At 58.4% G+C, this 21162-nt stretch carries 21 protein-coding genes; 15 read left to right on the top strand and 6 right to left on the bottom strand.

Features of this window, described 5'->3' with window-relative positions; translation table 11 throughout:
• Window positions 1-31: 31 nt before the first annotated feature.
• Together ACZ0BA_RS08465 and cadR are read right to left on the bottom strand one after the other, a co-directional pair.
• Window positions 32-1813, bottom strand: a complete 1782-nt coding sequence (locus tag ACZ0BA_RS08465) for a tetratricopeptide repeat protein (RefSeq protein ID WP_463450847.1) — start codon at window positions 1811-1813, stop codon at window positions 32-34.
• 48 nt (window positions 1814-1861) lie between these two features.
• On the bottom strand, window positions 1862-2278 hold the full coding sequence (cadR, locus tag ACZ0BA_RS08460; RefSeq protein ID WP_463450846.1) for a Cd(II)/Pb(II)-responsive transcriptional regulator: 417 nt from the start codon (window positions 2276-2278) through the stop codon (window positions 1862-1864).
• 61 nt (window positions 2279-2339) lie between these two features.
• On the opposite strand from cadR, the gene ACZ0BA_RS08455 reads away from it, so the two are divergent.
• Entirely contained in the window at window positions 2340-3008 is a 669-nt protein-coding gene (locus tag ACZ0BA_RS08455) for a cation efflux transmembrane domain-containing protein (RefSeq protein ID WP_463450845.1), read from the top strand.
• A 47-nt stretch (window positions 3009-3055) separates the two neighbouring features.
• Here ACZ0BA_RS08455 and ACZ0BA_RS08450 read toward each other — a convergent pair whose 3' ends face one another.
• Window positions 3056-4498, bottom strand: a complete 1443-nt coding sequence (locus ACZ0BA_RS08450) for a pectate lyase family protein (RefSeq protein WP_463450844.1) — start codon at window positions 4496-4498, stop codon at window positions 3056-3058.
• Between the two features lie 548 nt (window positions 4499-5046).
• On the opposite strand from ACZ0BA_RS08450, the gene ACZ0BA_RS08445 reads away from it, so the two are divergent.
• The 5 genes from ACZ0BA_RS08445 (at window position 5047) to ACZ0BA_RS08425 (ending at window position 10224) form a co-directional block, all read left to right on the top strand.
• Complete coding sequence (locus ACZ0BA_RS08445) at window positions 5047-5376, top strand: ArsR/SmtB family transcription factor (protein ID WP_463450843.1); 330 nt, start codon at window positions 5047-5049, stop codon at window positions 5374-5376.
• Window positions 5377-5389: 13 nt separating this feature from the next.
• Complete coding sequence (locus ACZ0BA_RS08440) at window positions 5390-5884, top strand: arsenate reductase ArsC (protein ID WP_463450842.1); 495 nt, start codon at window positions 5390-5392, stop codon at window positions 5882-5884.
• A 15-nt stretch (window positions 5885-5899) separates the two neighbouring features.
• A complete protein-coding gene (locus ACZ0BA_RS08435) occupies window positions 5900-7180 on the top strand; it encodes an arsenic transporter (protein ID WP_463450841.1) in 1281 nt (426 codons plus the stop codon).
• A 27-nt stretch (window positions 7181-7207) separates the two neighbouring features.
• Window positions 7208-7924 (top strand): arsenical resistance protein ArsH, encoded by a 717-nt coding sequence (gene arsH, locus ACZ0BA_RS08430; RefSeq protein WP_463454726.1) that lies wholly within the window; start codon window positions 7208-7210, stop codon window positions 7922-7924.
• A gap of 104 nt (window positions 7925-8028) precedes the next feature.
• Entirely contained in the window at window positions 8029-10224 is a 2196-nt protein-coding gene (locus ACZ0BA_RS08425) for an OsmC domain/YcaO domain-containing protein (RefSeq protein ID WP_463450840.1), read from the top strand.
• A gap of 46 nt (window positions 10225-10270) precedes the next feature.
• Here ACZ0BA_RS08425 and ACZ0BA_RS08420 read toward each other — a convergent pair whose 3' ends face one another.
• On the bottom strand, window positions 10271-12247 hold the full coding sequence (locus tag ACZ0BA_RS08420; RefSeq protein WP_463450839.1) for a glycoside hydrolase family 97 protein: 1977 nt from the start codon (window positions 12245-12247) through the stop codon (window positions 10271-10273).
• A gap of 241 nt (window positions 12248-12488) precedes the next feature.
• On the opposite strand from ACZ0BA_RS08420, the gene ACZ0BA_RS08415 reads away from it, so the two are divergent.
• Window positions 12489-13253 (top strand): SDR family oxidoreductase, encoded by a 765-nt coding sequence (locus ACZ0BA_RS08415; protein WP_463450838.1) that lies wholly within the window; start codon window positions 12489-12491, stop codon window positions 13251-13253.
• Here the strand turns inward: ACZ0BA_RS08415 and ACZ0BA_RS08410 are convergent.
• Together ACZ0BA_RS08410 and ACZ0BA_RS08405 are read right to left on the bottom strand one after the other, a co-directional pair.
• Window positions 13250-14152: an AraC family transcriptional regulator gene (locus ACZ0BA_RS08410; protein ID WP_463450837.1), complete on the bottom strand. Its 903-nt coding sequence runs from the start codon at window positions 14150-14152 to the stop codon at window positions 13250-13252. The genes ACZ0BA_RS08415 and ACZ0BA_RS08410 overlap by 4 nt on opposite strands.
• Before the next feature lie 123 nt (window positions 14153-14275).
• A complete protein-coding gene (locus ACZ0BA_RS08405; protein ID WP_463450836.1) occupies window positions 14276-14665 on the bottom strand; it encodes a helix-turn-helix domain-containing protein in 390 nt (129 codons plus the stop codon).
• Between the two features lie 393 nt (window positions 14666-15058).
• On the opposite strand from ACZ0BA_RS08405, the gene ACZ0BA_RS08400 reads away from it, so the two are divergent.
• The 8 genes from ACZ0BA_RS08400 (at window position 15059) to ACZ0BA_RS08365 (ending at window position 21117) form a co-directional block, all read left to right on the top strand.
• Complete coding sequence (locus ACZ0BA_RS08400; RefSeq protein ID WP_463450835.1) at window positions 15059-15454, top strand: hypothetical protein; 396 nt, start codon at window positions 15059-15061, stop codon at window positions 15452-15454.
• A 78-nt stretch (window positions 15455-15532) separates the two neighbouring features.
• Window positions 15533-16168 (top strand): hypothetical protein, encoded by a 636-nt coding sequence (locus tag ACZ0BA_RS08395; protein ID WP_463450834.1) that lies wholly within the window; start codon window positions 15533-15535, stop codon window positions 16166-16168.
• A gap of 626 nt (window positions 16169-16794) precedes the next feature.
• Window positions 16795-17001, top strand: a complete 207-nt coding sequence (locus ACZ0BA_RS08390; protein ID WP_463450833.1) for a major coat protein — start codon at window positions 16795-16797, stop codon at window positions 16999-17001.
• A 76-nt stretch (window positions 17002-17077) separates the two neighbouring features.
• Window positions 17078-18229: a hypothetical protein gene (locus ACZ0BA_RS08385; protein WP_463450832.1), complete on the top strand. Its 1152-nt coding sequence runs from the start codon at window positions 17078-17080 to the stop codon at window positions 18227-18229.
• A 12-nt stretch (window positions 18230-18241) separates the two neighbouring features.
• Window positions 18242-18571 (top strand): DUF5455 family protein, encoded by a 330-nt coding sequence (locus ACZ0BA_RS08380; RefSeq protein WP_463450831.1) that lies wholly within the window; start codon window positions 18242-18244, stop codon window positions 18569-18571.
• Window positions 18568-18741 carry a hypothetical protein gene (locus ACZ0BA_RS08375; protein ID WP_463450830.1) on the top strand — a complete coding sequence of 58 codons (174 nt, stop codon included), beginning with the start codon at window positions 18568-18570 and terminating at the stop codon, window positions 18739-18741. The genes ACZ0BA_RS08380 and ACZ0BA_RS08375 overlap by 4 nt, the downstream gene beginning before the upstream one ends.
• On the top strand, window positions 18716-19867 hold the full coding sequence (locus ACZ0BA_RS08370; protein ID WP_463450829.1) for a zonular occludens toxin domain-containing protein: 1152 nt from the start codon (window positions 18716-18718) through the stop codon (window positions 19865-19867). Before ACZ0BA_RS08375 ends, ACZ0BA_RS08370 begins: the two co-directional genes overlap by 26 nt.
• Complete coding sequence (locus ACZ0BA_RS08365; protein ID WP_463450828.1) at window positions 19864-21117, top strand: type II secretion system protein GspD; 1254 nt, start codon at window positions 19864-19866, stop codon at window positions 21115-21117. Before ACZ0BA_RS08370 ends, ACZ0BA_RS08365 begins: the two co-directional genes overlap by 4 nt.
• The last annotated feature ends 45 nt before the right edge of the window (window positions 21118-21162 follow it).

Raw genomic sequence — 21162 nt, 5'->3', positions numbered from 1 at the left:
AGTTATCTAAACTGCCATGCGCGTCTGCCTGCTAACGTTTTACCGGGGGCGATGTCAGCACTTTTTCCGGGCTTCCGGTATTGATGGTCTGGTTATATAGGTAGTTCTGCGCGGCATCGAGTCCGGCGTTGTAGCGTACCGTCGCCATGACGCTGCTGGTGTCGATGGTCCACTCCTTGAATGCCGGGGCGGACGCCAACGCGGGCTGCACGGCGCGCATTTCCGCGACAATGTCGTCACGGCTTGCGCTCTCTGCCAGCTTTTGCTGCCAGGTGGTCGCCCAGGTCGCGGTCTGGGGATCGAGCGTGTTGAGCGCCAGCGTCTTCATCAGGATTTTCGCTTGCGAGGTATTGCCCAGGTAGGCGTGCGTCAACGCCGCCGATCTGGCGAACACGCCAACTTCCCGAGCGCTGTGCCAGGCGGTGAGGGCGCTCTCCAGCGCGGTTTCGCTGAGCTCGGATCGTCCCAGCAATTCGGCACGGAAGTAGGCGTGGGCGGCGTCGGCCGACTCCGGATTCAGTTCGCGGGCGTTGAGCAGCTGTTGCTGGGCCGTCCGAAGATAAGCCTGCGCCGCGGCGTCCTTGTTTTGCTCGGCCAACGTCAAGTTCGCCAGACCCGACAGATACACCGCATCGAAATTGCGCGCATTTCTTGCGATGGCCTGCGTCAGCCAAGGTAGCGCTTCCTTCGGATCGCCAAAAGCGATACGCGCCCGGCTCAACGTCATCTGCGCGAAATCATTCTTGGGGTATTTACCGGCCTCGCTCGCGATCTTGCCGAGCAGCGCTTGGCCCGCCGGCTTGGCCGGGCAGGATTTGACGGCAGCGTCGAGCATGACGAAATCGCTGGCCGCTTCCGGCAACGCGGTGAAGTTGACCGTGGCCGCAGGCAGATACGGCACGTCCACTTGCAGCACCTTGACCGACGTGCGACGGTAGCGCCACATCTCGGTCCCCAACTGGGACGCTTTCAAATCGAACGCGCCCTCGAACGACGCCACCGGGTCCTCGCCCTGGTAGACCGAGTTCAGGTATTTGGTGAGGCGGCTGCGGTTGTCTTCGGAACCCAGCATGTAATGCATCAGCAGCCAGGACTTGGCGGCGAACTCGAGGCGCACACCTGCAACGCCAGCGTAGTTTTTGGCGTTGCCGGTATTTTGCGTGAGCACGTCGGTGTAGTCGAGGCTGTAGCGGTGACCCTCGTCGAGGAAGTCGAGGTATTGCGCGATATTCGGCGGCGTTTTACCGACGATCATCTGCGCGTCGGTGAAGCGCACGCTGGCGAAGTACTGGGCGAATCCGTCGATGAACGCGGCCGGCGCACGGATATCCGTGTGACGATAAACGAAGTGGCGCGTGTAGGCCTCGAAGATGTAGGAAAGCCCTTCGTTCTGTGGCGTTTCGCCCAGATGGAAACCGAAGCCCTGCACCCCGGCGGCGCAGCTGCTGTACAGGCCGATGGCATCTGCCGGCAGCGCGGCGTCGATGCCGCTCAGGCCGGCGACCCGGTCCTGGTAGTAAAAGGTCAGCTTCTGCTCGGAACTGTTGGCCTTGCGGTAGGGCTTGGTGTAACTGCGCAGCAGGAAATCGAGACGCTCCAGATTATTCAGCAGCTCGGTTGCCGCTTCGCGCTTGGTATCGGCGTACACGACGAAGTGCTGGCTCTCGGCGCGGAACCATGGCGACGCTTTTTTGTAATTGGCGATGGTAACACTTTGCGTTGGCTGGGGCGCCCCGCTTTGTTGGGCGGCGGCGTGGGACATCGAGAGGATGCCGAGCGCCGCAAGCGCTCCGGCACGAATTGCATTGTGCATGTTTGTCTCAGGTAAAATTTTCCCAACACGATAGCACAAACGATGTATTTATTTGCAACTGTTTTTTCCCAGACATTGCAGGATCGCGCAATCTTTTGCCGCCTGTACTTCCAGACACTGTCCGCGCAGACCGCGCAGTTGCTGTTCAAGGCTGCGCAGTTGGGCGATGCGGTCGGCCACCTCGACGATATGCTTGTCGAGCAGCGCGTTCACGGCGCCGCAGCTTTGTTCGGGCTCGTCGCGGAAAGTCAGCAGGCTGCGGATCTCGTCCAGGGCCATGTCCAGCGAGCGGCAGTGCCGGATGAACTGCAACCGCTCCAGATGGGCGCCGCGATAGAGCCGGTAGTTGCCGCCGGAGCGCGCCGGCGCGGGCAGCAAGCCCTGCTGCTCGTAGTAGCGGATCGCCTCCACCGTATAGCCGGTCCGGGCGGCCAATTCACCGATTCGCAGTTGATCCTGTCGCATGGCTTGACCTTGTAGTGACTTCAGGGTTTCTAATGGCGACTATACAGGGAAAGGAAAACGCATGTCCGACTGCTGCTCTGGAGGTTGTGCACCGACGAAACCGGTGGTCGATCCGCGCTATCGCCGCATTTTATGGATCGCGCTGCTGGTCAATACGCTCATGTTCGGCGTCGAACTGGCCGGCGGCCTGGTCGGCAATTCGGTCGCCTTGCTGGCCGACGCCGTCGATTTTCTGGGCGATGCCGGCAATTACGCGCTGTCCCTGCTGGTGCTGGGTTCAACGCTGACGTGGCGCGCGCGCACGGCGCTGTTCAAGGGCGTGACGATGGGGGCATATGGCGTTTTCGTGCTCGGCAAGGCCGCGTGGCACATGGTGTCCGGCCCTGTGCCCGAGGCGGCCGTGATGGGAGGCATCGGCCTTGCCGCGCTGGTTGCCAACGGCTCGGTCGCGTTGCTGCTGTACGCCTATCGCGACGGCGACGCCAATATGCGCTCGGTGTGGTTGTGCACGCGCAACGACGCGATCGGCAACGTGGCCGTCATGCTGGCGGCGCTGGGCGTGTTCGGCACACAAAGCGGCTGGCCCGACATCGGCGTGGCGCTGGTGATGGGCTGCCTAGCCCTAAGTGCCGCGCGCCAGGTCATCACCCAGGCCAGCGGGGAAATGTCAAAAAGCCGCGAGGCCATAAAAATATCTGAAATACGCAGGACGGATCAGCCGAAGGCGTAATCCGCCCTGTATGCGCCGTCACCGAAGCGGAGGACGACGAAGCAGGCTCAGTTCAGCTTACCCGCACCAGCCTTGGCTGGCACGGTTGTCTGCGCCGCAGCCGCAGTCTGCAATGTGTACGCATACGGCGGCGTCCACAAGTTCGCCGCGCTTGGCGGCGCAAACCCGCACTGGCCGTCAATCGAGTTGCTCCCCGAGCGGTCGCTGCTGAATATATGTCCCGACGAGCGGAAACCAATGAAGCTCTTGCCCTTGATTACCTTGCCGCAGAAATCCTCGAGCTTCAAGCCCTCGATCGTGTAGTAGTTATTCTGTAGCAGCATGTTCGACTGGTAGCGCGCATCGCTGCCGCCTTCGAACTTGATGTCCGGATTCTTGGTCGTGGTACTTCCTGTCACAACGTTGTTGAACATGTGCACCTGACCAAAGCGGTTCAGCGGCAATCGCGTGGTCGCGCCGTTCCACCAGTTGCCCGAGAACGTCACGTGCAGGCGGCCGGCGTCGCTCCAGGCACGGCCGGAATCGCCGTTACCCACCAGGGTGGTCTTGTGGTGATTGGCGAACAAGCTGTTGGCAATGGTGACGAAATCGCTGCCGCGCACCACGTCGAGCGCGCCGTCGTGCCGCGTCTTGTAGCTGCCGGTCGCGCTCGAATCCGGCGTGTCGCCATCGCTGACGGTGAGGTGGTCGATGTAGATATTCTGCGCCCGTCCCAACGTGATGCCGTCTGCGTAGGCGTTGGCCGTATCCTCGGGATTCACATCCCACGGCGCGTCGAGCGCCAGATTGCGGACGATGACGTTGCGGGTCCAGGTTGGATAGTCGTCGCCATCCTTGCCGTCGGCGATCCACTTTTTGAAGTCCGACTCCGGATCGCCGCCGGGCGCCAGCGCCAGCTCGCCGCCGATCAGCAGCGAGGTGCCGGTGATGCGCGCCGGCCGACCCTGCGCATCGTTGATCCCCACCAGCGTGGTGTTGGACGGCAGGCTGATCGAGCCGCCGAACTTCTGGTCCGAGTAGCTGGTGTACTCGCGGAAGACGGTGTTGTTCTGGCTCCAGCGCAGATCGATATGGCCGATCACGCGGATGATCTTCGGTTCGTTGCCGGCCTGCTGGATGGCGGCGATCAACTGCTGGCCGTTGTAGACGGTATAGACGCGGTTGGCGGTTGCCGAAGCACCGCCCGTCACCACCACGTTGCCTTTGCGCGACCACGCGTGCCAGCCGGCTGCGGGCGCGCTCTGGCGCTCGAAGGTGAGCACGCCACCGGTCGGATCGGCCGAGGCGAACTGCCAGGTCGGCAGCTTGGGCGCAGCCATGTAGCTGGCGGGATCGTGCTGGCCGTTCACCAGCGCTGGGGCCGAGTAATTGCGCACCCCGTACTGGGCGGTTTGCAACGGCGTGCTGGCGCCGACCAGGATGGCGGCGTCGATGGCGGCTTGCGCCGAAGTGGCCACCAGGATGCTGGCAACAAGAACAGTGTATTTCATGCGTGTCTCCAATGTGGAAGTAACGTGCGGCGTGCGTTCTTTGGTGAACGCTTCATTTTCTGCTCGCGCTACGGTCCGTACCCGCGTGGGGACGCCTTGCCTGACGCAATGCGAAATCAATTTTCGATCTGAAAATCGACAACAATGTCCGCCGGAGGCGGTGACGGTTGGCCACGCGGATCGCGACGGACATTTTCCAACTGGGTGGGTACGGACAAACATTCAGCATCCGGACAGCGATGGCTGAAACAGGCACCTTGCGTACCTGTCGCCGTTGCGAGGAGGGCGGTGGGCCGAGTTCGCGCAGGTCAAAGATCCGGCGCCGGCGAACCCTGGAGGGCGCGTATCGACGTCGATGAAGGAATACTAATCCTGAAGAAAGAAATATGCAATCTTGGATTTATGTTATGTCGCATCCCAAGTTGCAAGCCAGCTTGAGCGTCAGGGCTGCAATGGCGTGGGCAGCCCGGCGTACTCCGATATTAATTGCACCGCCGGAGCTGTTACGCTATGATACTTCAACAATTATGGAATTATGGAAGCACTTCATGGACACCAACGACGTACTCAAGGCGCTGGCCGCGATCGCGCAGGAGAGCAGGCTGGCCGTATTCCGCCTGCTGGTGCAGGTCGGACCGGCCGGCATGGCCGCCACCAGGATCGCCGAGCAATTAAACATCGCCCCGTCGTCGCTTTCGTTCCACATGAAAGAGCTCTCGCACGCCAAGCTGATCACTTCACGCAATGAAGGCCGGTTCGTCATCTATTCGGCTGACGTTGGCGTCATGAACGGCCTGATCGGGTACCTGACCGAAAACTGCTGCGGCGGCGTTCCCTGCGGCCCGGCCGGCTGCGCCACAAATTGCCCGTCCATCTGACCAGGAAAACGCCATGCCAGAAATAGCCCGTAACGTTCTCTTCCTTTGTACCGGCAACTCCTGCCGTTCCGTCATCTCCGAAGCCACCTTCAATCATCTGGCGCCGCCCGGATTGAAGGCGATCAGTGCCGGCAGCCAGCCTGTGGGCAAATTGCATCCGCGCGCGGTTTCGCTGCTGGCGAGCAAGGGCATCCCGACCGCAGGCTATTTCAGCAAGTCGTGGAATAATCTGCCGGTCAGACCGGACATCGTCGTCACGGTGTGCGGCAGCGCCGCCGGCGAAACGTGTCCGGCCTATCTTGGGCCGGTGACCCGTACCCACTGGGGCGTCGACGACCCGGGCCACGTCATCGGCACGGAAGAGGAAATCGACGCCGCGTTCGAAGCAACCTACCGCATCATCCGCGCGCGCGTCGAGGCGTTCCTCGCGCTGCCACTCGCCGAGCTGGCCAACGACCAGTCAGCGCTGAAAGTCGAGCTCGATAAAATCGGCCACATCACCACCTAAATCCAAGGTCTGGCCATGGTTGCTGCGTTTTTGATTTTTCTTACCACATTAATTCTTGTGATCTGGCAGCCACGCGGGCTAGGCATCGGTTGGAGCGCCGCCGCCGGGGCCGTCGTGGCACTGCTCGCCGGCGTGATCCATGTCGCCGACATCCCCGTGGTGTGGCATATTGTGTGGAACGCCACCGGCACGTTCGTCGCGGTGATCATCATCAGTCTGTTATTGGATAAGGCGGGCCTGTTCGAGTGGGCCGCGCTTCACGTGGCGCGCTGGGGGCAGGGTAGCGGCAAACGCTTGTTCGTATTGCTGGTCCTGCTGGGCGCCGCCGTGGCCGCGCTGTTCGCCAACGATGGCGCGGCGCTGATCCTGACGCCGATCGTCATCGCCATATTGCGCGCGCTGCGCTTTAGCGCCAAGGCCACGCTTGCCTTTGTCATGGCGGCGGGCTTTATCGCCGATACGGCCAGCCTGCCGCTGGTGGTGTCCAACCTGGTCAATATCGTATCGGCCGACTATTTCGATATCGGCTTCGCCCGCTACGCCGCCGTCATGGCGCCCGTCAATCTGGTCTCCGTGGCTGCGACGCTGGGCGCACTGTTGTGGTTCTTCCGCAAGGACATCCCGGCCAACTACGCGCTGGCCCAGCTGAGAGCGCCGCACGAGGCGGTCCACGACCGCGCCACCTTCATCACCGGCTGGTGGGTGCTGGTCCTGCTGCTGGCAGGGTGCTTCTGGCTCGATCCATTGGGCGTGCCGATCTGCGCTGTCGCGGCGGCCGGCGCCGTCTTGCTGCTGGGGGTCGCCGCGCGCGGCCATCGTATCTCGACACGCGCCGTGGTCCGTGACGCGCCGTGGCAAATCGTGATTTTCTCACTGGGCATGTATCTGGTGGTCTACGGCTTGCGCAACGCCGGTCTCACCGTTTACCTGACCGGCGTACTCGACGAATGCGCCGCCTATGGCGTGTGGGGAGCGGCGCTCGGAACCGGGCTGATCACGGCGTTGCTGTCGTCAATCATGAACAATATGCCGACCGTTCTGATTGGCGCGCTGTCGATCGACGCGACCACCGCCCAAGGCGCGGTGCGCGAGGCCATGATCTATGCCAACGTTATCGGCAGCGACCTCGGCCCTAAAATCACGCCGATCGGCAGCCTCGCCACGTTGCTGTGGCTACATGTCCTGTCGAGCAAGGACATAAAGATCTCCTGGGGCTATTATTTCCGCGTCGGCATCGTGCTGACCCTGCCGGTGCTGTTGATCACGCTGGCGGCACTGGCGTTGCGGCTAGCCTGAAAACGCATGAACCAACCTGGACTCAACATGGAAAAGATCACCGACCTGCCCAACATCAATCCAGACCAGATCGATTTGCCGACGCCCGACAAGCTGGCCCAAACCGGCGACCTGAATCATCCGCCGCGCATCCTGATGCTATACGGCTCGCTGCGGGAGCGCTCGTTCAGCCGCTTCCTGACAGAAGAGGCGGCCCGCATCCTGGAGCACTTCGGCGCCGAGGTGAAAATTTTCGATCCGATGACGTTGCCGATGGCCGGCAGCGTGGACGACGATCATCCGAAAGTTGTGGAGCTGCGCGAACTGTGCCTGTGGTCCGAGGGCCAGGTGTGGTGCAGCCCGGAGCGCCATGGCGCCGTCACTGCCGTGATGAAGAACCAGATCGACTGGATTCCGCTGGAGATGGGCGCGGTCCGTCCCAGCCAGGGCCGCACGCTGGCAGTCATGCAGGTGTGTGGCGGCTCGCAGTCATTCAACGTGGTCAATACGTTGCGCCTGCTCGGGCGCTGGATGCGCATGTTCACCATTCCCAACCAGTCGTCGGTGCCGATGGCCTACAAAGAATTTGATGACGCGGGGCGCATGCGGGCGTCGGCCTATTACGACCGGGTGGTCGATGTCATGGAGGAGCTGTTCAAGATGACGCTGTTGCTGCGTGGCCGCACACACTATCCGACGGACCGCTACAGCGAGCGCAACGAACGGCACATGAAATTGATCGACGCGGCCGCCAAGCGGATTTGATCCGACGCACCGCAAGTGACATGGGCGATCACCAGTCTTTGCCCCAAGGCCAAAACAACGGATAATGGCGGCCAACTCATTTTGCGCACCAGATTGGAATTCCCATGGAAATTAAGGTCAACTTCCTCGATAAGCTACGTCTTGAAGCCAAGTTCGACGATTTCACCGTCATCGCCGATCAACCGATCCGCTACAAGGGCGATGGCTCCGCGCCAGGTCCGTTCGACTATTTCCTGGCTTCGTCGGCACTGTGCGCCGCTTACTTCGTCAAGTTGTATTGCGTAACTCGCAATATTCCAACCGAAAACATCCGCCTGTCGCAGAACAATATCGTCGATCCGGAAAACCGCTACCAGCAGATTTTCAAGATTCAAGTGGAACTGCCGGCGGATATCTCCGACAAGGACCGCCAGGGCATCTTGCGCTCGATCGACCGCTGCACCGTGAAAAAGGTGGTGCAGGCCGGGCCCGAGTTCGTGATCGAAGAGGTCGAGAATCTGGACGCGGACGCCCAGGCGCTGCTGACCCTGAATCCCTCTGGCGATGCCAGCACCTATATCGCCGGCAAGGATTTGCCGCTGGAGCAGACCATCGCCAACATGTCCGGCATTCTGGCGGGGCTGGGCATCAAGATCGAGATCGCCTCTTGGCGCAACATCGTTCCCAACGTCTGGTCGCTGCACATCCGCGACGCGCACTCGCCGATGTGCTTCACCAACGGCAAGGGCGCGACCAAGGAAAGCGCGCTGGCGTCGGCCTTGGGCGAATACATCGAGCGACTGAACTGCAACCACTTCTACGCGGGCAGCTATTGGGGCGAAGACATCGCCAACGCACCGTTTGTGCATTATCCGAACGAGCGCTGGTTCAAGCCCGGCCGCAAGGATGCGCTGCCGGCCGACATCCTCGACGAGTATTGCCTGGAAATCTATGACGCCGATCGCGAGCTGCGCGCCTCGCATCTGTACGACACCAACTCGGGCAACACCGAGCGTGGCATCTGCTCACTGCCATTTGTCCGCAAGTCGGACGGCGAGGTAGTCTATTTCCCGTCCAATCTGGTTGAAAACCTTTACGTCAGCAACGGCATGAGCGCCGGTAACACCCTCGCCGAAGCGCAGGTTCAATGCCTGTCTGAGATTTTCGAAAGGGCGGTCAAGCGCGAAATTCTGGAAGGCGAGATCGCCTTGCCCGATGTGCCGCAAGAAGTGCTGGCCAAGTATCCGGGCATCGTCGCCGGCATCAAGGGCCTGGAAGAGCAGGGTTTCCCGGTGCTGGTCAAGGATGCATCGCTCGGCGGCACTTATCCCGTGATGTGCGTGACGTTGATGAATCCCCGGACCGGCGGCGTGTTCGCCTCGTTCGGCGCGCACCCAAGCCTGGAAGTGGCGCTCGAGCGCAGCCTGACGGAACTGCTGCAAGGCCGCAGCTTTGAAGGCCTGAACGATTTGCCGCGACCAACGTTTGTCAGCAACGCCGTCACCGAGCCGAATAACTTTGTCGAACACTTCATCGATTCCAGCGGGATCGTTTCATGGCGCTTTTTCAGCGCCAGGGCGGATCACGATTTCGTCGAGTGGGACTTTTCGGGCCAGGGCGAAAACTCCAACGCCGAGGAAGCCGCCACCTTGTTCGGTATCCTCGAAGGCATGGGAAAAGAGGTGTACACGGCCGTGTACGACCAGTTGGGCGCGACCGCCTGCCGGATACTGGTGCCGGGCTATTCGGAAGTCTATCCGGTGGAAGATCTGATCTGGGACAACACCAACAAATCGCTGCTGTTCCGTTCCGATATCCTCAACTTGCACCGCCTGGACGACGACAGCCTGGAAGCGCTGCTGGAACGTCTGGACAACAGTGAGCTGGACGAATACGGCGACATCGCGACGTTGATCGGCATCGAATTCGACGAGAACACGCCGTGGGGCCAGCTGACCACCCTGGAGCTGAAGCTGCTGATCAACCTCGCCTTGCAGGATTTCGAGGAAGCCAAGGAGCTGGTGGAAGCCTTCCTCCAGTACAACGACAATACCCTCGAGCGCGGACTGTTTTATCAGGCCGTGAACGTGGTGCTGGAAGTGCTGCTGGACGACGACCTGGAGATGGACGACTACGTGGTCAATTTCCGCCGCATGTTTGGCGACGAGCGGATGGACGCGGTGCTGGGAACGGTTGACGGCAGCGTGCGCTTCTACGGCCTGACGCCAACCAGCATGAAGCTTGAAGGTCTCGACAGGCATGCGCGCCTGATCGACAGCTACAAGAAATTGCACGTCGCAAGGGCCAAGGCGGCGGGGTGACCCTGCGGCCACTCCCGTCCATCCCACGTAAGCGCCGCGCCGGGGCTTACGGTTTGATCACCGCCACCGCGCCGCCGGACGGCGCCAGCTTCAGGGTGATGCTGCCGGAGGCGGTGACTTTGCTGTCGCTGGCCTTCAGATGCGTGGGGGCGGCGCCATCCTGCAGCACGTGCGCGTTGTGCGCACCTTGGCCGAGGAAGGACAACGGCACTTTCACCGTCCGCGCCGCCTCGTTGGTCATCGCGCCGATGTACCAGGTGTCGCCCTTGCGCCGGGCCGAGACGATGTACTGGCCGATATCGCCGGCCAGGATGCGGGTCTCATCCCACGCGGTCGGCACCGTCTGGATGAATTCCGCGCCGTCGGCGTTGGCGTAGGCGGCCGGGGCGTCCGCCACCATCTGGAACGGACTGTCGTAGACCACGTACATCGCGAGCGCCTGGCCGCGCGTGGTCATCACCATCGGCTCGTGGTTGCGATGTTTGAACTCGGCCGGCGTAACGTTGCGGAAGCCGCCCGGCGTGTAATCCATCGGTCCGAGGATCATGCGCGTGAACGGCAAGGTCACGTTGTGCGTGGCCGTGATGCGCGCGCTCCACTTGTTGTTCTCAGCTCCCAGCACGCCTTCTTGCGTGATGTAGTTCGGCCAGGTGCGATTCAGGCCGGTCGGAGGATAGGCGCCGTGCAGGTTGACCATCAGGTGGTGCGCGGCCGCTTTCTCCAGCACCTTGTGGTACCAGTCGACCATTTCCTGGTCGTTGCGGTTCATGAAGTCCACCTTGACGCCCTTGATGCCCCACGCTTCGTACTGCTTGAAGGCCGCATCCATCTGCGCGTCCAGCTGCTGCCACTGCACCCACAGCCACACGCCCACGCCTTGCGACTTGGCGTATTGGAGCAGGGCGGGCATATCCATCTCCGGCTTGCCGCGCGTGACGTCCGCATCCGGATTCGGCTCGATGTCGCTGCCGACCGACCAGCCTTCATCGATCAGAATGTCCTCCAGCTTCATGCGCTTGGAAAAATCGACAAACGCTTTATACGTGGCGGTGTTGACGCCGGCATTAGGTACATCGACCGCCCAATCATTCCACCAATCCCAGGAGGTCTTGGCCGGTTTGATCCAGCTGGTGTCCTTGATTTTCGACGGCGCAGCCAGCGTCGGGATCAACGAGGACGCGGCCAGGTCGCCCGGCGCATCGGCCAGCATCACCACGCGCCACGGCGTCTGGAAGCCTTGTCCCTTCAGCTGCACAGTTGCCGAGACGGATTTGCGGGAGCGGAAGTTGCGGTCGTTGTCGAAGCGCGGCGGCAGCGTGACCGCCACGCCCAATCCCGCATCGCCACGGCCGGACAGGAAGAAACCGGGATAATCTTTGACGTCCGATTCGGCGATGGCGAAGGTCGTCTGGCCCGCACCGGTCTTGCACACCAATGGCGAGATGTAATGGTGGAAGTTGCGGATCTTGGACGACTTGGTCTGGTCGTACTCGGCCTCGAAGCTGGTGTCGAAGCGGCCCATGTTGGCGCCCCAGCAGTCGAAGTCCTTGGCAAAGTTGAACTGCGTGGCCTCGTTCTTGACGTTGATTTTGCTCACGCCGGCTTGTTCCGGCAGCGCGTAACGGAAGGCGACGCCGTTGTCGTAGGCCCGCACCAGCAGGTGGAAGCTGAGCGGTTTGCCGGCGGCGGCGAACGCCAGGTCGGCGTGGTTGTAGTGGTCTGGCGCGCTGCGCGCTTTGCCCAGCACGATGTCGTAGGTTTCGTTGACGGTACCACCGGTGCGGCCGGTCAGCTTGGCGCCGGCGCCGATGGCGCCAATGTCCATGCTCAATCCGAGTGGCGAAGGTTCGATGATGGTCTTGCCGTTGCGGCTGACGGAATAGGTCAGCTTGTCGCTGTCGACGGTTACCTCGTTGCTGCCGTTGGGCGATTTGACGGTGATCGTTTCCGCGTTGGCGGAGGCCGTCGCGGCAAGTAGCGTGGTCATCGCGATCAGGGTGGCGGCGCGGGCGTGATCTTGCATGTGGTGGTGTCTCCGAAGTAATTGGGGGTTTCGTCTTAATTGCCAATGCCGCTAAATTGTATTGCGTTACGCGCAATATTCCTATCGAAACATAGGCTTTTGCCAAACAAAATTTTTGGCCCTGGGAACGTCGATTGAGGTTGAATTGGACTCTCGACGAAATTTTGCGGACTTTCGGACGTAGAAAGTCCTCCTCCCGTTGGATATAGTGAACCCTCTCAACCACTTCACTGGAGCAAACATGAAAACCGTCCTCATCACCGGCTGCTCGTCGGGCTACGGCCTGCAAACCGCGCTGCACTTCCACGACAAAGGCTGGACCGTCATCGCCACCATGCGCACACCGAATGCGGACATCCTGCCGCGATCCGAACGCATGCGCCTCGTTGCGCTCGACGTGACCAATCCAGAAAGCGTTACCGCCGCTATCAATGCGGCCGGCCCGATCGACGTGCTGGTGAATAACGCCGGCATCGGCGCCGTGGGCGCTTTCGAAGCGACGCCGATGTCGTTGATTCGCGAACTGTTCGAGACCAACATCTTCGGCGCCATGGCGATGATGCAGGCGGTCATTCCGCAGTTCCGCGAGCGCCGGGCAGGCGTGATTGTCAACGTGACTTCGAGCACCACGCTCGCGTCATTCCCGCTTGCTGGCGCTTACACGGCCACCAAGACAGCGCTGGACGGCCTGACCGGGTCGGTAGCCCACGAGCTTGCCGCCTTCAACATCCGTATCAAACTGGTGGAACCAGGCTACGGGCCGGGTACACGCTTTGCCGAGAACGGGGGCGCACGCATGCAAGGCCTCATCCCGCCTGCTTACATACCGTTCGCCGAGCCGGTCTTTGCCGCATTCGCGAATCCGGCGCTGGTCACGACGGCGCAGGACGTCGCCGAGATGGTGTGGAAAGCAGCGAACGACACCTCTGAGCAACTGCATTTCGCCGCAGGCGCGGATGCTGTCGCGCTGGCGAACGCGCAGGCTGATCGAAAGCAGGGGGCTTAAAGAGAGCGGGACGACGCGTATCGGCTGGGCGATTGGCCCACGTGCCGGGTGAAGGCAACGCTGAATGTGCTGATGGACCCGTAGCCGACGCGCTCGGCAACTTCGGACACGGACAAGCCTTCCCGGCGCAGAAGGTCTTTTGCGATCTCGGTGCGCCAGGAAAGCAGGTATTCCATAGGCGGCACGCCGACCGTTCGCGTGAACCGATTGAAGAATGCGGACCGGGAAAGGGCGGCTGTGCGCGCAAGTTCGCCCACGGTCCACGCACGATCTACTTGGGCGTGCATTTGCTTCAAAGCCGGTGCAAGCCGCTCATCGCCCAGGCCGCGCAGCAAACCCGGCGGCGCGCTGCCAGCGGTCGTCGAGCGCATGGCTTCGACCAGCATCATCCCGATCAATCGAGACAGCATGAACTCGGTACCGGGCTGCTGATCGGCGTATTCCTCGCCCAGCATATGGACAAGTTGTGTAAGTCGTCTTGAGTTTTGGACGTGTACGACGCCTGGCAACAACGAGATCAGCAGCTTCGGATCTGCGTTGTCGAACAAAAAAGCGCCGCCAAGTGAGCGCATCTCGGGTTGACCGTCTTGGTCGCCGTAACGGCGCTCATCGGCGCCTTCGGTCATCGTGTGAGGATCGGCATGTATGCAGGGTCCGGGATCGATGCTTGAAATAGTAAATGGCGGGGTTGCGGGCAATAACACGAAGTCGCCGGCGCTGATCGTTATGGGGTCGTGGCCGTCGACGGCCAGCAGACAGCTTCCTTCCAATATGATACAGAAGCTGGGCTTGCCGTACGAGGAATAGCGAATGGCCCATTTTCCCTTGCCGCTGATTGGATTCGCGAAGACTCCATACGGCTGTAGGAGCCGGACAACTTGACTCAATGGGTCGCTCATGGGGCATAAGGGTTAGCTAAACAAATGAGGACTTTACCACGAGGGTAATTCTGGCTGATCCATAATGCGTTTCCGCGTGGTCAGCGTCGGGTTGGGATCCGTCGGCACCATTGCCGGGTCTGACTAAAATTTCGCATAATTTATATTCCCTGTAGTCGCCTGCTCTGCGACCCGCATGTTTGCGGCGTTCGCGTCCCCCGGTGTCAAAAATAAATTGACACTCATCACGACCACGACGGTTGCGGCCGTCGCTGCGGCCCTTTCCATAAAAACCGACCAAAGCGTCGGCTTGCCTTCCTTTTCCGCACGGTCTATGCATGCTGCGCCCACCACGTGTAGAGGGTCGATGTTGAGCTGCATTGCAATTTTTAGACACGTCTCATCGTCCATTACGCGCCGACCTGTTTTGTAGTGGCTGACAGCTGGTCCGCTCAGGTCCAGCAATTTGGCAATCCCGGCATCGTTGGTGCCGGTCTTGTTCTGCAAATCCAACAAGTATTTCACGCTTTTCATATATTTCTCCTTGACATGCATTACACCTGTAATCTATCGTTACACCTGTAATGCTTACGCCTGTAATGTAGTAAGGATCGTAGGGGTAAACCGGTGCTCAGTCAACCAGTTAACGCTATGAAATCTATCCAATTATCACTTTGACCGGTTCTTCTCTCGTCGCCGCCGCTCAGCCCGGAAGCCGATGTAGGTCAGGACTGCACAGAGCGCTAGACCGGGTACGGCGTATGTGAGGAACAGGTTGATGAATAGGTTAAATATTTCTTTTTGATTGGTGGGCGGCATGGATTTTGATCTCGTGATTTTTTTGAAAGTACTCCTCGCGATTGTATTGCATACAGGAATTCTTTATTTCATTTTCCGTCAACTCGACAAACTGTTCGGTGCCAAAAAATGAACGTCCAAAGCATGCATTTGCCCGGTGACCGGTATCGCATTCAGTTGCGTTTGGTTGGCGAGGCTCAGTGGGTAGATAGCACTGAGCACTCCGAGCTTTTCCCGTCGGAGTGGTCTGCTCAGCTGGTTAGGGAACTCAATGAGGTTGCTGACGGCATCGTGTATCAGGCTGTGCTGGTTGGTGCTTGTGCTGATGAGTCTGTGCTTGCCGTTGTCGCTGACGATGTGCGCATCCGGGATGTGTCTTTGACGGTCGCTGAGGACGCCATGTTGCGCATGTGGTTGCCCTTGCAAATCGAGTGCCTTGACGCCTCGGTAGCTGACTCTAAACGTTGGGAGATATGGCGCTGGCAAGCTGACGCCGCCCGGTTGTTGCTCCAAAAGATTTCGTGACTTGTCACACTAATTCGTTGCGTCGTTGAGACGCTTTTTTAATACCCGCTCTAGAGGGCGGTAACTTCGGAGAATTCCATGAAAGCTAAGATCGAGATTGTCCACGTCGTACAGGTAGCAGGTACGTCCCGTAAGACCGGCAATGACTACGACATTCGCAACGCGCAATGCGTCGTACGTGATGCTGATCCTGAAACCGGCGAGGTCAAGCCACGCATCGGTGTGCTGTCGCTTCCCGCACGCTACAAGGATTTGCCAAAGGGCGTCTATCACGTCGAGTTTGACGCTGCCGTTGGTCAGAATGGGCGCATCGTCTCTGAAGTCGCCGACATCCGCGCATGGGATGCCACCGCTGTTGACACGGCACCGCGCAAGGTAACCGTTGAAGTTCTCGGCGTAACGCCTTTGTCCGGCTTCTCCAAAAAGGCTCTCAAAGATTACGACATGCGCCTTGCTGATTGCATCGTCCACAAGGTGGACCGCGAGACCGGTGACGTGTCCATGCTGGTCGGTGAATTGCTGGTGCCTGAAGCGTACAAGGATATCAAGCCGGGTACTTACGACGTCGAATTTCAGCTCTTGATTAGCCAGGACAAACGGATTGGTGGCCGCGTCGCGAGCATGCAGTTGCAGCATTCTGCAAAGGCTATTTCGCCTCAAGTCAAGCCCTCCGTGCCTCCAGTAGCTTCTGCTGCCGGTAAGGCTGCTGCGTAATCATGCCCGCGTGTCTCAAGTCGTGGAGTTTGTTTTCTATTTCTCCTGACTCGTCATTTAGGTTTGTCGTGTTGTCGTCTACTGCTACTGGTGGGACTACCGGTGCTAGAGCGACTGTGTTGGTGCCTGACACTACTACAACCGACTTGGCAAACTGCGCTGCCGTGGCTTTATCAGGTGCTGAGTTTCAATCGCTGACTGCGCGCATTACGACGCTTGAGAACAAACCGGCGTCATCAACAGGGGGTTCCACGGTGAATGTTACCGCTGATATTTTTGTGGGTGCTGCGTTGGTGTGCATCTTCGTGTTGGGCTGGATCGCTGGGGCACAACGATGAAGCAGTTGTTTTTATCGGTGCTGCCTGTGTTGTTCCTGCTGGCGGTGTTCGTGGGAGCCGTTCACTTCGTTGCATTTATCGTGCGGCGTTTTAAGGGGATGTAGATGAGTTCGTTGTCCGCAGTGCAGATCATAGCGTTGTGTTTTACGGCCTTCGGTCTTGGGTACATGGGCGGTTCTTTGCAGCGTATCGCAAGACGCGCTATCGAGATTCTTGATTAATTTTTTCGTTGTACTGGATGGCTTGCCGAACCTTCCTTTTATGTTGGCTCATTTCTAGGGAAATTGTATGAACATCAAAAAAATCGCCGCTGCTGCGGTTGCTGTAATGGGTTCCGGTGCCGCCTTCGCTGCCGATCCGGGTGTTGACGCCATCACCGGCCTGAGCGCCACCGCAACGCTGTACATCACGGCAGCTTTCGGCGTCGCTGTGGTCGTTGCTGGCGGCTTCTGGGGCATCCGCTTCATGAAAAAAGCGTTCTCGGCCGCGGCGTAATCGTCGCTGTCTGATCTATTTTTCGGGGCGACTAGTGCGCCCCTTTTTTTTTGAGTTGTTCGTCGTAAGGTGAATTATGAGACGTTATTTCTTCGCGCTGTGCTGTTTATTGCTGCTCTGTGGTCAGGCGTCGGCGGCTCGGAAATTTTCGTTTAGCTTTTACATGAACGGCTCTCGCTCTTACCCTCTTGATCCCATTACATGCCTGCCGATTTCTGTTGGTTTGAAGGTAGACGGTTTTGTCGCTGATGCCGCCGACGTTTTGTGTAATGAAGCCGAATTATCTGCTTCCGTGATTAACGGCTCGTCGTTTACGGTTCGTCGGAAGCAAGATGGTTACACCATGTCTATCGGTGTGCAAAGGATTTCTGGCGATTGTCTGAAAGGTCGAGTCGCTGGGCCTGTTACCGTTCCTCTGGCTTACGTCGACAAAGATAATATCGATAAAGTGTTGCAGGTTATTCGTGATCCGATGACGCTTAAAGGTAGTCAGGGTGGATGCGAGATCGCTGCTACTGAAGTAGGCGGGTGCATCATGTATACGGCCAATCAGCCAGCCTTAAAGGAGTGTACCGTTTATTTTGCGGAGACCGGTGGCGAAACTGGCGCAGATGCATCGATTGATAGTTCTGTTCCCGCTTATACCGGTGGGGCGGGCGGTGGTGGTGGTGGTGGTGGTGGTACTACACCTGGGGATGGCGGAGGTGCTACACCTGGTGATGGCGGTGGTACGACTCCCGGTGGCGGTGGTACGACTCCTGGTGGTGGCGGCACTACTCCTGGCGATGGTGGTGGCGGCACTACACCTGGTGGTGGGGGTACTACGCCCGGTGGCGGCGGCACTGGTGACACTCAGGCTCATTGTGGCGCTCCGGGTCAGCCCGCTTGTGCGATCAGTGAGGGCAATACCCCTACAGGTATCGGCGGTTTAATGGACGGTCTGATGAAGCTTGTGGACGGTCTCGGTGAGGGTCGTCAAACCGGGATCGACGATGCTAAATCCAACGACGGCAAGAATACTGATGTCGCTAATTTCGCTATGAGCATTCCGCGCGCTGAGTGTTCAAATCCTACCGTCACTGAACCATTCTCTGGTCGCGTATGGACGATAGAAATCTGTAAGTACATTGCGATGGCTGCTGTTGCGTTTGACGGATTTTGGGTGTTCGCTTTTGCTGTCGCGGTCATGTCCTTGGTTTCTCGTGCCACTCAAAAGCCTGTTGCATAACCGGATTCACTTATGCCAATTTTCGCCAATTTTCTCCTAAGTCTATTTACCGGTGTCGCCACGTGGCTCGCTAAATATCTCACACAAAAGATTTCCGTTGCGGTCGCTTTGATCACTATTGTTACCGCGCTGTTTGTTGGTCTCTACGCAGCCCTCAACACACTTATCAACGCTGGCCTGAGTGTTGTGGCGTCGTTCCACCCCATGTTCGGCGCTGGTGTCGCCATGGTTATCTCTCCTCATACTGCCTCGCTTATTTCCAGTTACGTTACCTTCTGGTCGTTGGTCGAACTGTATAAGTGGAAGGTCAACATAATTTCTATATGGACTCGCACGATATGACCGGCTCAATTATTGAGGTAGTTATTTTGCTTGGAACGTTTGTCACTGTTGTTGTGGTGATCCTCAAGGTGATCGTCGCCGATCTGCCAGATAACTTTTTGACCAAGTCCAACGACCGTTTAAAGCAAATGAAGGAAGAGAGAAATGGCCGTCTACGCGATCACGGGTAAGTTGGGTAGCGGTAAGGGTAAGGCGGGCATCGATCAGATCCGGCGTTACCTGAGTGCTGGGAAGCGAGTCGCGACAAACTGTGATGTTTTTCTTGAGCATTTGATGCCGCTTCGGAATCGCGCAACCGTCCTTCGAGTTCCTGACAAGCCTGCTGCTGTCGATCTTTACATGATAGGTAGCGGCAATCGGTTCGTAGATTTTGAGCCACTCCTGTCGTCTGGCAAAAATGGGTTTGATGCTGTCGCGCCTGCTCCTCGGTTGTTGCCCGGTTTTGATGAATCGCACAATGGGGCGCTAGTGCTCGATGAGTGTGGATCGTGGCTCAATACTCGGAACTTTCAAGATAAGGGCAGGGCGGAAATGCTGGAGTGGGCTATCCATGCGCGCAAATATGGCTGGGACATCTTTTTCATCATGCAGAACATATCCCAGGTCGATAAGCAGTTGCGCGATAGCTTGTTGGAATATGTCGTTCGATTGAATCGGCTTGATCGCATGAAAGTGCCTGTCGTGAGCGGGTTGCTGAAAGTTCTGACCGCCGGTGCGGCATCCGGCAATCTGCCGCGTGTCCATATCGGTGTCGTTCGGCTCGGCGCCAATCCTGATGGTCTTGTTGCCGACCGGTGGGTTTTTCGCGGCGACGATCTTAACGATGCGTACAACACTACGCAGGTGTTTTCGGATACCTATCCTCACTCGACACATTGCTTGCTCTCTGCTTGGCACTTGTCGGCTACGGTCGGCCTTCCCGCTGATTTCGTTGGTCCCGTTTTGCCCGGTCCCCTAGGGTTGCAGCTTCTAACCCCTCGTGCTTTGCCGCCTAAAAAAGTAAGTAAGCATATGACTAAATTTCTCGTGATTGCTATGTGCATCGGTGCCGCTATCGGCGCTTTTGGCTCCATGTGGTTCGCGCCTAAGGTCGTGTCCGGTGGTGGCTCGGTTGTGTCTCAGAGAGTGTTCTCTGACAAGGTGCACGGCGTTGGGTATGTTCGTGATTCCGTTGGACGCGTGTATCTAAATTTGTCCGATGGTCGTAGTGTCCAGCCCCTGAACATGATTGTTGGTGCGGGTGGAGCATATCAAGCTGAAATTGCTGCTGGTGAATGGGTTCGGGGTGGACAATGAAAAAACTATTTATACTGTTTATGGCGTTTCCGCTGTTTGCGCTCGCCGCTCCTGTTTCGTTCAATTTTAGCGAGGTATCGCTGTTGGCTTTTAGCCAAACAACTTTGAAGAATTTGCTGCACGTCGATTACGTAATCTCGCCTGACGTGTTGGCGATGGACAGAAAAATAACATTGAGCGTTGCTGATGTGGAGCAGTCGAAAGTGTTTGAATTTGTCGAAGGGATTTTGCGTCAGCAGGGGATAGCTGTTGAAAATCGTCGTGGTGTTTACTACTTGGTCCCGGCTGTTCGTAGTGACGCTGCATCCGTACCGGCAGTGTCCTTGCCCGCGCCGTCTTCTGCTTCTGTCGTTGAGGCAGTTTCCAGCTCCTTGTCGTCCGTCGTTGAATCGGCGTCTGGCATCCCGCGCAAGGATGACGATGAGTCCGAGTTGTACTCGCCTTTAAACCGGTCCAGTGATTTTCTTGCCGCCGTTGTCGGTTCGGCGTTCGGTGAAAAGTCGGTGACTGTTGCTGGGTCTGATGTAATGATCACAGGGTCTGACTCCCGCTTGAAGAAAATGCGGAAGCTTCTAGAGTCCGTGGACTCGTTGCCTAAACTTGTCGATGTGTCCGTGTCGTGGGTTGAGGTTACTAGTAATAGCGCTACTGGTCGCGGTCTCTCGCTGATGGCTAATGTGTTGGGTGCCAAGCTTGGCATGTCTCTCGGTGCGGTTGGTGGTGCCTCTGCTATCAGCGTGAAGAGCGCTAACTTTGAAGTGGTCATTGATGCGCTCAATACGGATGGACGGTTTAAGCAGGTGTCCAATAGCCGTGTCGTCGGTGATGATTATGAGAAGCTTGTTCTGACCGTTGGCGACGAGACGCCTACTATCGCCAGTACTGGCCGTGATAATTCCGGTAACTCGGTTCAGAACGTCGTCTATCGGCCTTCTGGTGTCATCGTTGATGTCCTGCCTAAGGTGCTTGGTAATGGGCGTATTCAGTTGCTTGTTGACGGCCAGATCAGCAGTTTTAAGGCTACCGCTACCGGCGTCACTGCGTCGCCTACTCTTATAAAACGCCAGGTCAAAACAAAGGTCACTGTTGGTGATGGCGATGTGCTCCTCATTGGTGGTCTGAATGATCAGCAGTCAGCCGGCACTTCCAATGCGCTCGCCTTCCTTCCGTTTTGGCCGGCGAAGTCTGATTCATCCTCGCAAACCGATCTGGTCTTGGTGCTAAGCGCGAAAGTGCTGCCGCGTCCTTGATCGTGGTCCGGAATTTCGTTACTTGTCACGTTAATTGGAGGCTGT

The organism is Duganella sp. AC917 (genome assembly GCF_979258245.1).
The sequence above is the reverse complement of the archived record's forward strand: the minus strand, read 5'-3'. Positions and strand labels throughout refer to the sequence as shown.

What these genes read in the sequence shown, in the direction of transcription:
- ACZ0BA_RS08365 (WP_463450828.1), top strand. Translation starts at nt 19,864, where the DNA reads ATGAAAAAACTATTTATACTGTTTATGGCGTTTCCGCTGTTTGCGCTC.
- cadR (WP_463450846.1), bottom strand. Translation starts at nt 2,278, where the DNA reads ATGCGACAGGATCAACTGCGAATCGGTGAATTGGCCGCCCGGACCGGC.
- ACZ0BA_RS08375 (WP_463450830.1), top strand. Translation starts at nt 18,568, where the DNA reads ATGACCGGCTCAATTATTGAGGTAGTTATTTTGCTTGGAACGTTTGTC.
- ACZ0BA_RS08450 (WP_463450844.1), bottom strand. Translation starts at nt 4,498, where the DNA reads ATGAAATACACTGTTCTTGTTGCCAGCATCCTGGTGGCCACTTCGGCG.
- ACZ0BA_RS08435 (WP_463450841.1), top strand. Translation starts at nt 5,900, where the DNA reads ATGGTTGCTGCGTTTTTGATTTTTCTTACCACATTAATTCTTGTGATC.
- ACZ0BA_RS08385 (WP_463450832.1), top strand. Translation starts at nt 17,078, where the DNA reads ATGAGACGTTATTTCTTCGCGCTGTGCTGTTTATTGCTGCTCTGTGGT.
- ACZ0BA_RS08420 (WP_463450839.1), bottom strand. Translation starts at nt 12,247, where the DNA reads ATGCAAGATCACGCCCGCGCCGCCACCCTGATCGCGATGACCACGCTA.
- ACZ0BA_RS08410 (WP_463450837.1), bottom strand. Translation starts at nt 14,152, where the DNA reads ATGAGCGACCCATTGAGTCAAGTTGTCCGGCTCCTACAGCCGTATGGA.
- ACZ0BA_RS08415 (WP_463450838.1), top strand. Translation starts at nt 12,489, where the DNA reads ATGAAAACCGTCCTCATCACCGGCTGCTCGTCGGGCTACGGCCTGCAA.
- ACZ0BA_RS08440 (WP_463450842.1), top strand. Translation starts at nt 5,390, where the DNA reads ATGCCAGAAATAGCCCGTAACGTTCTCTTCCTTTGTACCGGCAACTCC.
- ACZ0BA_RS08395 (WP_463450834.1), top strand. Translation starts at nt 15,533, where the DNA reads ATGAAAGCTAAGATCGAGATTGTCCACGTCGTACAGGTAGCAGGTACG.
- ACZ0BA_RS08425 (WP_463450840.1), top strand. Translation starts at nt 8,029, where the DNA reads ATGGAAATTAAGGTCAACTTCCTCGATAAGCTACGTCTTGAAGCCAAG.
- arsH (WP_463454726.1), top strand. Translation starts at nt 7,208, where the DNA reads ATGGAAAAGATCACCGACCTGCCCAACATCAATCCAGACCAGATCGAT.
- ACZ0BA_RS08455 (WP_463450845.1), top strand. Translation starts at nt 2,340, where the DNA reads ATGTCCGACTGCTGCTCTGGAGGTTGTGCACCGACGAAACCGGTGGTC.
- ACZ0BA_RS08465 (WP_463450847.1), bottom strand. Translation starts at nt 1,813, where the DNA reads ATGCACAATGCAATTCGTGCCGGAGCGCTTGCGGCGCTCGGCATCCTC.
- ACZ0BA_RS08370 (WP_463450829.1), top strand. Translation starts at nt 18,716, where the DNA reads ATGGCCGTCTACGCGATCACGGGTAAGTTGGGTAGCGGTAAGGGTAAG.
- ACZ0BA_RS08390 (WP_463450833.1), top strand. Translation starts at nt 16,795, where the DNA reads ATGAACATCAAAAAAATCGCCGCTGCTGCGGTTGCTGTAATGGGTTCC.
- ACZ0BA_RS08380 (WP_463450831.1), top strand. Translation starts at nt 18,242, where the DNA reads ATGCCAATTTTCGCCAATTTTCTCCTAAGTCTATTTACCGGTGTCGCC.
- ACZ0BA_RS08405 (WP_463450836.1), bottom strand. Translation starts at nt 14,665, where the DNA reads ATGAAAAGCGTGAAATACTTGTTGGATTTGCAGAACAAGACCGGCACC.
- ACZ0BA_RS08445 (WP_463450843.1), top strand. Translation starts at nt 5,047, where the DNA reads ATGGACACCAACGACGTACTCAAGGCGCTGGCCGCGATCGCGCAGGAG.
- ACZ0BA_RS08400 (WP_463450835.1), top strand. Translation starts at nt 15,059, where the DNA reads ATGAACGTCCAAAGCATGCATTTGCCCGGTGACCGGTATCGCATTCAG.